Source organism: Mesorhizobium sp. M4A.F.Ca.ET.090.04.2.1 (assembly GCF_003999085.1).
GTDB lineage: Bacteria > Pseudomonadota > Alphaproteobacteria > Rhizobiales > Rhizobiaceae > Mesorhizobium.
Genome location: NZ_RZOT01000192.1, coordinates 1 through 9,976, shown reverse-complemented (window position 1 = coordinate 9,976; position 9,976 = coordinate 1). Strand labels below are relative to the sequence as shown.

Annotated in this window: 13 protein-coding genes; 5 read left to right on the top strand and 8 right to left on the bottom strand. The window is 63.8% G+C overall.

Annotated elements, in window-relative coordinates; genetic code table 11:
* The 3 genes from EN781_RS15460 to rfbA all read right to left on the bottom strand — a co-directional run.
* The coding region (locus EN781_RS15460; RefSeq protein WP_127400122.1) for an NAD-dependent epimerase/dehydratase family protein at positions 1–191 on the bottom strand (191 nt) is incomplete at its 3' end.
* Between the two features lie 13 nt (positions 192–204).
* A complete protein-coding gene (gene rfbC / locus EN781_RS15455) occupies positions 205–759 on the bottom strand; it encodes a dTDP-4-dehydrorhamnose 3,5-epimerase (protein WP_126055836.1) in 555 nt (184 codons plus the stop codon).
* Between the two features lies 1 nt (position 760).
* Entirely contained in the window at positions 761–1,642 is an 882-nt protein-coding gene (rfbA, locus tag EN781_RS15450; RefSeq protein WP_126055837.1) for a glucose-1-phosphate thymidylyltransferase RfbA, read from the bottom strand.
* 222 nt (positions 1,643–1,864) lie between these two features.
* On the opposite strand from rfbA, the gene EN781_RS15445 reads away from it, so the two are divergent.
* Complete coding sequence (locus EN781_RS15445; protein ID WP_126055838.1) at positions 1,865–2,806, top strand: UDP-glucuronic acid decarboxylase family protein; 942 nt, start codon at positions 1,865–1,867, stop codon at positions 2,804–2,806.
* Positions 2,807–2,857: 51 nt separating this feature from the next.
* On the opposite strand, the gene EN781_RS15440 is transcribed toward EN781_RS15445, so the two are convergent.
* Positions 2,858–3,448, bottom strand: coding sequence for a biotin transporter BioY (locus EN781_RS15440; protein ID WP_127400121.1), 591 nt, complete (start codon positions 3,446–3,448; stop codon positions 2,858–2,860).
* 111 nt (positions 3,449–3,559) lie between these two features.
* Between EN781_RS15440 and EN781_RS15435 the strand changes: the two genes are divergently transcribed.
* Positions 3,560–4,468, top strand: coding sequence for an MBL fold metallo-hydrolase (locus EN781_RS15435; protein ID WP_126055840.1), 909 nt, complete (start codon positions 3,560–3,562; stop codon positions 4,466–4,468).
* 3 nt (positions 4,469–4,471) lie between these two features.
* On the opposite strand, the gene EN781_RS15430 is transcribed toward EN781_RS15435, so the two are convergent.
* Entirely contained in the window at positions 4,472–5,257 is a 786-nt protein-coding gene (locus EN781_RS15430; RefSeq protein ID WP_127400120.1) for a DUF1499 domain-containing protein, read from the bottom strand.
* Here EN781_RS15430 and EN781_RS34805 point away from each other — a divergent pair.
* Positions 5,156–5,455: a hypothetical protein gene (locus tag EN781_RS34805; RefSeq protein WP_210213476.1), complete on the top strand. Its 300-nt coding sequence runs from the start codon at positions 5,156–5,158 to the stop codon at positions 5,453–5,455. The two genes, EN781_RS15430 and EN781_RS34805, sit on opposite strands and share 102 nt — an antisense overlap.
* On the opposite strand, the gene EN781_RS15425 is transcribed toward EN781_RS34805, so the two are convergent.
* A complete protein-coding gene (locus tag EN781_RS15425) occupies positions 5,434–7,062 on the bottom strand; it encodes a fatty-acid--CoA ligase (protein WP_126055842.1) in 1,629 nt (542 codons plus the stop codon). The genes EN781_RS34805 and EN781_RS15425 overlap by 22 nt on opposite strands.
* A 190-nt stretch (positions 7,063–7,252) precedes the next feature.
* Here EN781_RS15425 and EN781_RS15420 point away from each other — a divergent pair, with 190 nt between their 5' ends.
* Together EN781_RS15420 and EN781_RS15415 are read left to right on the top strand one after the other, a co-directional pair.
* Positions 7,253–7,624 carry a hypothetical protein gene (locus tag EN781_RS15420; RefSeq protein ID WP_126055843.1) on the top strand — a complete coding sequence of 124 codons (372 nt, stop codon included), beginning with the start codon at positions 7,253–7,255 and terminating at the stop codon, positions 7,622–7,624.
* A 121-nt stretch (positions 7,625–7,745) separates the two neighbouring features.
* Positions 7,746–8,135 (top strand): DUF427 domain-containing protein, encoded by a 390-nt coding sequence (locus tag EN781_RS15415; RefSeq protein WP_126055844.1) that lies wholly within the window; start codon positions 7,746–7,748, stop codon positions 8,133–8,135.
* A 95-nt stretch (positions 8,136–8,230) separates the two neighbouring features.
* Here the strand turns inward: EN781_RS15415 and EN781_RS15410 are convergent, their stop codons facing one another.
* Both EN781_RS15410 and EN781_RS15405 read right to left on the bottom strand, forming a co-directional pair.
* A complete protein-coding gene (locus tag EN781_RS15410; RefSeq protein ID WP_126055845.1) occupies positions 8,231–9,310 on the bottom strand; it encodes a hypothetical protein in 1,080 nt (359 codons plus the stop codon).
* Positions 9,311–9,427: 117 nt separating this feature from the next.
* Positions 9,428–9,976: polysaccharide deacetylase family protein (locus EN781_RS15405; protein ID WP_127400119.1), on the bottom strand; the 549-nt coding region annotated here is incomplete at its 5' end.

The following is a 9,976-nucleotide window of genomic DNA, read 5'->3' as shown; positions in this document are numbered from 1 at the left end:
GCCCTCTCGTCGCAAATATCGGCGTGGGCGAATTTGTAATTGCGCGCGTTCTCGATCGCGCGCAGCGACGCCAGATTTCCGGCATAGGTGAGCTTGTCGAGATTGGTCACGCGGTAGGCCGGATTGGCGCATAGGTGCCTGCACACGGCCGAGCCGATGAAGCCGGCACCGCCGGTCACCAGGAAATTCATTCCGCTCCCCTCCTCACGCAAACACCTCCGCGGCGGCAAGCACCGGCGCATCAAGGTCCTTGTCCGAAAGCTGGAACCCACCCGCCATTGCCGGCCATTCGATGCCGACGGCAGGGTCGTCGAAACGGATCGACCGTTGATGGGCAGGCGAATAGATATCGGTCACCTTATACAGAACCTCGGTATCCGGCACGAGCGTGACGAATCCATGCGCGAAGCCTTTCGGCACCAGGACCTGATTGCCTTTCTCGGCCGACAGGTCGACGGCGACCCATCTGCCAAAGCTCTTCGAGCCGCGGCGAATGTCGACGGTGACGTCGAGGATCCTGCCTCTGACGACGCGCACCAGCTTCTCCTGAGCATGCGGCGGCAACTGATAGTGAAGCCCCCGCACCACACCGGCGGCGGCGGAATAGGAGCGGTTGTCCTGCACGAAACGGAGATCGATGCCGGCCTCGGCGAAGCGCTGGGCGTTCCAGTCCTCGACGAAATAGCCGCGAGCGTCGTGAAAACGCTTCGGGACGATCTCCAGCACGCCGTCGAGGCCGAGTTGGATGATCTCCAGCACCCTAGTTCTCCGACAACTCGCTGACGCGCCTGCGCAAATACGCGGCGTATTCGTTCTGGCCAAGGCGAGCGGCGCGTTCAAGTACCTTGTCGGCCGTCAGCCAGCCCTGCTCGAAGGCAATCTCCTCCGGGCAAGCCACCTTGATGCCCTGGCGGTGCTCGATGGTGCGCACGAAGGATGCTGCCTCGTGCAGGCTGTCGTGCGTGCCGGTATCGAGCCAGGCATAGCCGCGACCAAGCTGATGCACCTGCAACTGCCCGCGTTCGAGATAGATATTGTTGACTGCCGTGATCTCGAGTTCGCCGCGCTTCGACGGACGGATGCTCGACGCGATGTCGACGACATCGTTGTCGTAGAAATAGAGGCCGGTAATGGCCCAGTTGGACTTGGGTCTATGTGGCTTTTCCTCGATCGTCAAAGCCCTGCCGCCGGCCTTGTCGAATGAGACCACGCCATAGCGCTCCGGATCCTCGACACGGTAGGCGAACACCGAGGCGCCACGTTCGCGCTTCGCCGCCATGCGGCAGAGCTGCGAAAGGCCTTCCCCGAAGTACAGGTTGTCGCCAAGGATCATCGACACATTGTCCTTGCCGATGAAGTCGCGACCGATGATGAAGGCTTCGGCAAGGCCGTTGGGGTGAGGCTGCGGAGCAAAGGAAACGTCGAGCCCGAACTCCGAGCCATCGCCCAGCAACTGCTGGAATGCCGGCAAGTCGCGTGGGGTTGAGATGATAAGGACCTGGCGGATTCCCGCAAGCATCAGCACGCTCAGCGGGTAGTAGATCATCGGCTTGTTGTATATCGGGAGTATCTGCTTGGACACGGCCAGCGTCAGCGGATAGAGACGGACCCCGTTGCCTCCCGCAAGGATAATTCCCTTCAACAGATCCTCCTGGCCACGCCGAACCCCCTTCAGCACCACCCTGCTAAGGTTTCGCACGATGGCTTGTCAATCTCGATGCCCGTCGGCGCCCCGACCGGCCAGGCCTGCGGCCACCCGGCCGCACGCCCGACGACAATCAGACCAGCGGCGCGAGGTTTGTCGGTTGGCAAATCGCGATCCGGTGCTAAACAGCAACGGACCGGCCGCGAAAACGGAAATCCCATGGCCAGACTTCTTGTCACCGGCGGCGCCGGCTTTCTCGGATCGCATCTGTGCGGCAGGCTTGTCGAGCTTGGACATCAAGTGGTCTGCGCCGACAACTTCAGCACCGGATCGAGGGACAATATCCGTCAGCTTCTGACAGTTCCGGCATTCGAGCTGATCGAACATGACGTGACGCTGCCGCTCGACCTGGACGTCGACGGCATCTACCATCTTGCTTCACCGGCAGCGCCCATCCACTACCAGAACGACCCGATCCGGACGACGAGGACCAACGTACTCGGCGCCATCAATATGCTCGATCTCGCCAGATCTCGAGGCGCAAGGATCCTGCAGGCCTCCACTTCGGAGATCTATGGCGACCCGGAAGTGCATCCACAGCCGGAAACCTATTGGGGGCGGGTGAACCCGATCGGCACGCGCAGTTGCTACAATGAAGGCAAGCGTTGCGCCGAAACGCTGTTCTTCGACTACTGGCGCGAGGCCCGCACCGAGATCAAGGTGGCGCGCATCTTCAACACCTATGGCCCGAACATGCACCCGGACGATGGGCGCGTCGTCAGCAATTTCATCGTCCAGGCGATCCGCGGCGAGGCGTTGACAATCTACGGCACCGGCCGCCAGACGCGCAGTTTCTGCTATGTCGACGATCTCGTCGACGGCCTGCTGAGGCTCATGGCATCGCCCGCCGATTTCACGGGCCCGGCCAATATCGGCAACCCGCATGAGGTGACGATGATCGAACTGGCCGAACATGTGCTTCGGCTTGTCGGTGGCGGCTCCAAACTGGAGTTCCGACCCTTGCCCACGGACGACCCAAGGCAAAGATGCCCGGACATTTCGCTCATGCGGGCGGCGCTCGGTTGGCGGCCGCGGGTCAGTCTGGAAGACGGCTTGAGGCAAACGGTTGCCTATTTCCAGCGTCGTTTGGCGACGGCATGAAAAAGCCGGCGGGCAGAGACTGCCAGCCGGCTCCTTTCACTTTGATTGGCGTCAGGCGCGCTTGAGCAGCGACCAGACGGCCGGCACCAGGCTCGCGGCGAGCGCCACCTTGATCAGGTCGCCGACGATGAAGGGCAAGACGCCGAACTGCCAGGACTTTTCCGGACCGATCAGCATCGCCAGCCAGGCGAAGCCCATCGCCATCATGATCACTTCGGCCACCAGCATGGCATTGAAGAGCTTGACCGGATGACGGTCCCAGCCACGGTCGGCGGCCCAGCCGACGATCGCCGCCATGACGACGAAGCCGGCCAGATAGCCGCCGGTGGAGCCGAGCATATAGGCGACGCCGATGCCCTTCTCCGGCGTGCCCTGGAAGACCGGGAAACCCATGGCGCCCTCGGCCATGTAGAGAAGCAGCGTGGCCACGCCGAGGCGCAGGCCGAACGCCGATGCAATCAGCAGCACGGCGAGCGTCTGCAGCGAGACGTCGACCGGGCCGAGCACGACTTTGGTCTTGGCCGACAGGGTCAGGAGCAGCGTGCCGGCAATCGCCAGCAGGAGCTGCGTCGCCAGCCGCGCCGCGCCCTTTTCAGGCAGTGCCAGAGAAACAAGCGGACGCATCGTTGCTGCAAGTGCCATGGTCATCCCATTCAAGCTGTCGCCGACATGCGGCCTCGCGTTTTCCTATATTGGCTTCCGTGTTATGCGGCAATCGCTTTTGCCGTCTCACGGAACGGAGCTTCGCGCCCCATGCCCCTCAAGTTCGACACGCGCTTCGATCCCGCTTACGGCAAGGCGGTGACCGTCGCGCCGGACGTGCAACGCCTCACCGCCAGAAACCCCAGTCCGTTCACCTTTCACGGAACCAATAGCTACTTGATAGGCAGCGAGACGCTCGCGGTGATCGATCCGGGACCTGACGACGACGCGCATCTACAGGCGCTGATCGAGGCGATCGGCGGCAGGCCGGTCAGCCATATCTTTGTCAGCCATACTCATCGCGACCATTCCCCGCTGGCGGCGCGGCTGAAGGAGCGCACCGGAGCGGCCGTGCTCGGCGAAGGCCCACACCGTCCGGCGCGGCCCTTGCGCATCGGCGAGGTCAACCCGCTCGATGCCAGCGCCGACACGGATTTCGTTCCAGATACCGCGCTCGCCAACGGTGCGCTGGTCCAGGGCGACGGCTGGGCGATCAGGACGGTGTTGACGCCGGGGCATGCCGCCAACCACGCGGCGTTCGCGCTCGAGGGAACAGGCATCCTGTTTTCCGCCGACCATGTCATGGCGTGGGCAACTTCCATCGTGGCGCCGCCCGACGGCGCCATGGCCGACTATATGGGCTCGCTCGACAAGTTGATCGAGCGCGACGACCGCGTGCTGCTGCCCGGCCATGGCGGGCCGGTAACCAAGCCGCGCAGCTTCATGCGCGGGCTGAAGGCGCATCGCAAGATGCGCGAGCGGGCGATCCTGGAACGCATCCGTGGCGGCGACCGCACGATCAAGGAGATGGTGGCGGCGATCTACCGCGACACCGACCCGCGCCTGCATGGCGCCGCCGGCCTGTCGGTGCTGGCGCATCTGGAGGACCTGGTCGCGCGCGGCCTGGTCAGCACCGGCGGCGACGCGGCCATTGACGGCATTTTCACGCCGGCCGGCTAGATCTCATTCGGCCGGCGCCGCCCCCACTTGCCCAGCCACTTCCTGATCGAGCTCGCCAAGGAAATCGACGATGCGGGCGGCGTTGTCGCCTAGGTCGTGGCGGCCGTAGCGGGAGGCTGAACGCATATCGACAATGACCGTGTTGCCGTCATCGGCGATGCGGATCGCGACATCGGCCGGCAGGCCCAGCACGAAACTCCTGGCCAGCGCGTTGATCGTCACCTCGCTTTGGCCGTCTGTTTCGGGATACGGCCCCTGCAGTTGCCAGTCGCGCCGGTCGAGCACGGTTTCCACCGCGTCGACCACGGTTTCGAACGGCAGATTGTAGCTGCGGCCGGTGACCAACGGATAGGCATCGCCTTGCAGCCGCTGCTCGCCGGGCGTGGGCGGCGAAAGCACATTCATGTCCGCCGTCCGGTCCGACGTGTCGAGCACCGGCGGATCGTCGAGATCGGTCGAAATGTCCCTGAGCGGCGGCGAGGTCGTCGCCCAGTAGGCGGCGACGCCGAAGGGAGCAAGCACCAGAAGCGCCAGCAGTGCGCCGACCGACAGATCGCGGCCGCCGCGATCGCCGAAGTTCCACAGCCTCGACAAGGCGAATCCGGCAAACAGCAGGGCGAAGGCGGCAAGCAGCGCCACGATCGCCAGAACCCACAGGAATACAGGCGTTTCGACGAGGTCGAGGCGATGGCCGACAAGCACGGTCAGGAGCAGGACGACCGAAAAAGCCGCTGTCCGCCGCGACCAGCCGGCGGCGCTCGACGTCTGCCGTTCAGCAACAACAACCATTATCCGCCGCACCAACCCGAACGGTACCTAGAGCGTTTCATCGTTTCAGGAAAGCGAAGGACGCTCTATCTCTTTGTTTTGACGCAATTCCGGACGGAAAACCGCTACGCACTTTTCCTGGAATTTGCTCAGGAGTTTCTTGACGGCTGCCAGAAGCCTCAAAAACATCCATCCCGTCAATCCGTCGGCAAGCGATAGTCCCTGAATTGCTCGCGCAAGGTGATCTTCTGGATCTTGCCGGTGGCGGTATGGGGAATTTCGCCGACGAAGGCGACGTCGTCGGGCATCCACCACTTCGCCACCTTGCCGCTCATGAAGGTCAGGATGTCGGTCTTGCTCGGCTCCTTGCCCGGCTTGCGCACGATGACCAGCAGGGGCCGCTCGCCCCATTTCGAGTGCGGAACGCCTATTGCCGCCGCCTCGGCGACATCGGGGTGGCCGACGGCGAGGTTTTCGAGATCGATGGTCGAGATCCATTCGCCGCCCGACTTGATGACGTCCTTGGCGCGGTCGGTGATCTGCATGTAGCCGCCGGCATCGATATGGGCGACGTCGCCTGTGTCGAACCAGCCCTCGGCGTCGAACTGCTCGGAGCCGACACCGCCATAGTAGGCGCGCGCGATGGCCGGGCCGCGCACCTTCAGCCGCCCGAAGGTCCTGCCGTCCCATGGCAGCGCATTGTCGTCGTCGTCGGTCACCTTCATTTCGACGCCGAAGGGCGGATAGCCCTGCTTGCCCTGGACATCGAGCCTGGCATCGCCCTGCAGCCCGGCATATTCCGGCTTCATCGTGCACAGCGTACCGAGCGGCGACATTTCGGTCATGCCCCAGGCATGGATGACCTGGACGTCGTAATTGTCCTGGAATTTCTGGGTTATGGCGCGCGGACAGGACGAGCCGCCGATGACGACCTTCCGCAGGTGGGGAAGCTTCCTGCCGGTCTCCTCCAGATATTGCAGCAGCATCATCCATACCGTCGGCACCGCGGCACTGAAGGTCACCTTCTCGGTGTCGAGCAATTCATAGATCGAGGCACCATCCATCTTGCAGCCGGGCATGACCAGCTTGGCGCCGATCATCGGCGCGCTCTGGCCGAGGCCCCAGGCATTGGCATGGAACATCGGCACGACCGGCAGGATGACGTCACGGGCCGAAATGCCCATGGCGTCGGGCATGGCGGCGATCATGGCGTGCAGCACATTGGAGCGGTGGCTGTAGAGCACGCCCTTGGGATCGCCCGTCGTGCCCGAGGTGTAGCACATGCCGGCGGCGGTGTTCTCGTCGAAGGTCTTCCAGGCGAAAGCGCCATCGGCTTCGGCCAGCCAGTCCTCATAGGCAACCGCGTTCGGCAGCGCCGTATCCGGCATATGCGCGCTATCGGTCAGTACGATGACCTTGTTCAGCGATTTGACTGCGCCGGCGATCTTTTCCAGGAGCGGCACGAAGGTCAGGTCGACGAAGATCGCCCTGTCCTCGGCGTTGTTCATGATCCAGGCGATCTGTTCGGGAAAGAGACGCGGATTGAGCGTGTGATAGATCGCGCCGATGCCCATGATGCCATACCAGGCCTCGATGTGGCGCGCCGTGTTCCAGGCGAGCGTGGCGATGCGATCGCCGAGCCTGAAGCCGTCCTCCTCCAGCCGCTGCGCCACCTTCAACGCCCGCTGGTGGATGTCGGCATAGGTGGTGCGCACGATCGGGCCCTCGATCGAGCGCGACACGATCTCGCGTCCGCCGTGCTGCCGCTCGGCGTTGTCGATCAGCTTGTGGCAAAGCAGCGGCCATTCCTGCATCAGTCCAAGCATTTGTTCCTCCCCTGCGCTTTTGGCGATCTTTTTGCGCCATTGTGGGACGAACCTGCGGATTGTCCAGCCGTTAGCGTTGAAAGCGGTGCATTCCTTGATGCCGCCGCGGAAACCGCCACAATCCGGCCATCGTCGGCGTTAAATTTCGTTAACGGGCTGTGGGTGCGATTGGCGAATGAAAGAGGTTCGCATGGACACGCAGCTCGACGACAAGGCTCCCGAAGACTTGGCATTCGAAAATGCGCTTGCCGAAAGTCTGACCGATTTGGCGCCGGACGCCAGAACTGTTTCCGAAGATGAATTCGTCGAGGTTGTCGGAGGCGCCTTAGAGGCGGTCGGCGGCACGCTGCTGTTCAAGATGTGCGTCCAGGACGGCGATGAGGCCCAGCATGTCGCGGCGGCTTGCGTCGGCGACGGCGGCAATCGCCAGTTCCTGCTGCTCACCTTGCCGACCGTCGGCGGTGCGTTGAAGGTCGAGACCGCGTCGAGGAGCACCAATCCGGTGGCCGGCATCGCCGCCGCCTATGCCGGGCTGATGGACGTATTCCAAACGGCCGCCTGACAGTTCCAGCGAAAGGGTCGGTTTGAGCGCCCGCCCAGGCGTGGGCTCGGCCTTGCGCCGGCCGCCTGTCCGACACATCTATTGCGGGCGACCTCTCATCTGGACAAGGAGACCCCCGCCAATGGACCAGATCGCCAACCCCGCTCCCGGCTTCCAGCGCAATCCCGCCAAGGTCATTACCATCGAGCCTTATCGCGGCACCGTCACCGTGCGCGCCGGCGAAACGGTCATCGCCTCGTCGAAAAGAGCGAAGCTCCTGTCGGAGCCGCCCTATCCCGCGGTCTTTTATATTCCGTTCGAGGACATCGATTTCAGTCTGTTGGCCAAGACCGGTCACTCGACGCACTGCCCCTTTAAGGGCGACGCGAGCTACTGGAGCGTTCTGCCGGCCGAAGAGACAGGCAAGGACGCGATGTGGGCCTATGAGCGGCCCTTCGACGAGATGACGGAAATCCGCGATCACGGCGCCTTCTATCCCAGCAAGGTGACGATCGAAGCGGCCCCGGACTGAGCGACAAAAGATGAAGCAAAGGCCGGGATGATGCGAACGCGAGATCGCCATCGGACGCGACCTCGACGCATCAATGAAATGGCCTGCGAGTCCGGTCAATGCTGGCCTTTGCGAACGGCCACGATGAGCGCCGACAGGCCGTAGGCCAGCACCAGCAACGGGAACAGGGCGAAGAGATACGCCGCACCCGGGCCGCGCTCGAGCAATACTGTTTTCACATCGTCAGGATCGAACCAGCAGGGATGGACCGATCCATCCGGATAGTCTCCCAGCTTTTGCAGGGAGAACCCGATCCAGCCCAGGCTGACGGCGGAAATCGGCGGAAAAGCCGCCGAGTAGGTCTCGGTGCCGAGCGCCTCGTAGCGGACGGCGAACACGGACTGGTATGTACTCGACCGCGCACTCTTGCCGGTGCCCGGAAAGGCGCGGATGGCCGAGTCGAAGACGGTGCAGGATGTTTCCCGATAGGCCGTAAAGGACCGGAAGTCGCCAACCGCGAGCCCCGCGAAAAAGAGCAGGAAGCCCACCGCGGTGGCGACCGCGAACCACGCGCCGAGCGCCGTCCGCCCGCGTCCTCGCCCCGCCATTCGCGCGACGACTGCCGCACCGGCGACAGCGAAGGCCAGGAACGCGAGCACGACAAGTTGCGCCCGGGTGACCTTCACCGGTCCGACGCGGATTGCGTTCGGATCGGGCGCCGCCGCCAGTTCCGGCGCCGTTTCGAAACGCAGGTACCCTGCAGGCAACGTCGTGATCTCGGTGGCGAGCGGGGCAAGCGTTCCCGCCGCTTCGCGCCGCGTCAGAAGGTCTATCCGGCACTGCGTGGTCGATCCGGCCGAAAATGCCCCCTCGTGCCAGACGAGACCCCGGCTGTCCGGGTCGCGTACCGCGCCGGCACAATCGCCGTCGGCACGGATGAAATAGGCTTGCGGCAGGACGGTCTTGATGCGCGCATAGGCGCTGTCGCCACCGGTGTTCGTCACCGTAACCGCATAGTGGAGAACGTCGCCCGCAACCGCCGGCACGGGCTCGTGGATGGCGTTCGAGGTCGAAAAGTCCGGCGGTGCCGCGCGGATTGGGCCGCACATCACCGCCGTAACCAGAAGCGCGGCCCACCACGCGAGACCAACTAGTTTTCGCAGATGAAGTTCATCCCCACAGAATGTGATCGACAAGAGACACCGCCGACATGGCTCTGTAAAGCCGATTTTGCGGTCCCGTATTTTCCGCCGCGATCACGAGGATTGGCACAGCCTTGTCTGCTGGATCCGGCCAAAGCGCACCCTGAGCGATCAGTCGGTGGTGCCGTCGTTGCCTATGCCGTCGGCATGGTCGAGCCGCACGAAGGTCAGGCCCTTTTGCTTGAGCGCCAGCAGCCCCTGCACCACGCCCTCGCCGGCGGCATGGGTCGGCTGGTTGATATGGGCGATGATGACGTCGCCGTCCTTGGCGGCGGCGATGCGCCGGGCGGTTTCCCTGGCGCCCAGCAGCGAACCGCCGTCGCCGTTGATCGAGAAGCCGGCGACCTTGAAGCCGAGCTTGCGAATCATCGCTATGGCCGAGGGGCTGTATTCGGCGGTGGCGCCGCGAAACCATTTCGGTGCCGGTTCACCGGTCCCTGCGAGCGCCGTGGCGCCCGATTCGACCTCCGCCAGCACGGCATCCGGGCTGCCGGCGCTGCGGATGCCGTAGATCTTTTGCGGCGTGTCGACAGCCGGAACATGGCGGCCGCCGTGATTCTCCAGTTCGAACAGGTCCGGATGCGCGCGCATGATCTCGACGGCGGCGGCGTTGCGCTTCAGCCAGATGCCGGTGACGAAAATCGTGGCGGGGGGCCCTTT

Excerpts from the sequence above, each read along its gene's own strand:
- EN781_RS34805 (WP_210213476.1), top strand. The coding sequence starts at position 5,156 with ATGGCCGACAAGCACGGTCAGGAGCAGGACGACCGAAAAAGCCGCTGT.
- EN781_RS15430 (WP_127400120.1), bottom strand. The coding sequence starts at position 5,257 with ATGGTTGTTGTTGCTGAACGGCAGACGTCGAGCGCCGCCGGCTGGTCG.
- EN781_RS15435 (WP_126055840.1), top strand. The coding sequence starts at position 3,560 with ATGCCCCTCAAGTTCGACACGCGCTTCGATCCCGCTTACGGCAAGGCG.
- EN781_RS15440 (WP_127400121.1), bottom strand. The coding sequence starts at position 3,448 with ATGGCACTTGCAGCAACGATGCGTCCGCTTGTTTCTCTGGCACTGCCT.
- EN781_RS15420 (WP_126055843.1), top strand. The coding sequence starts at position 7,253 with ATGGACACGCAGCTCGACGACAAGGCTCCCGAAGACTTGGCATTCGAA.
- EN781_RS15445 (WP_126055838.1), top strand. The coding sequence starts at position 1,865 with ATGGCCAGACTTCTTGTCACCGGCGGCGCCGGCTTTCTCGGATCGCAT.
- EN781_RS15415 (WP_126055844.1), top strand. The coding sequence starts at position 7,746 with ATGGACCAGATCGCCAACCCCGCTCCCGGCTTCCAGCGCAATCCCGCC.
- EN781_RS15425 (WP_126055842.1), bottom strand. The coding sequence starts at position 7,062 with ATGCTTGGACTGATGCAGGAATGGCCGCTGCTTTGCCACAAGCTGATC.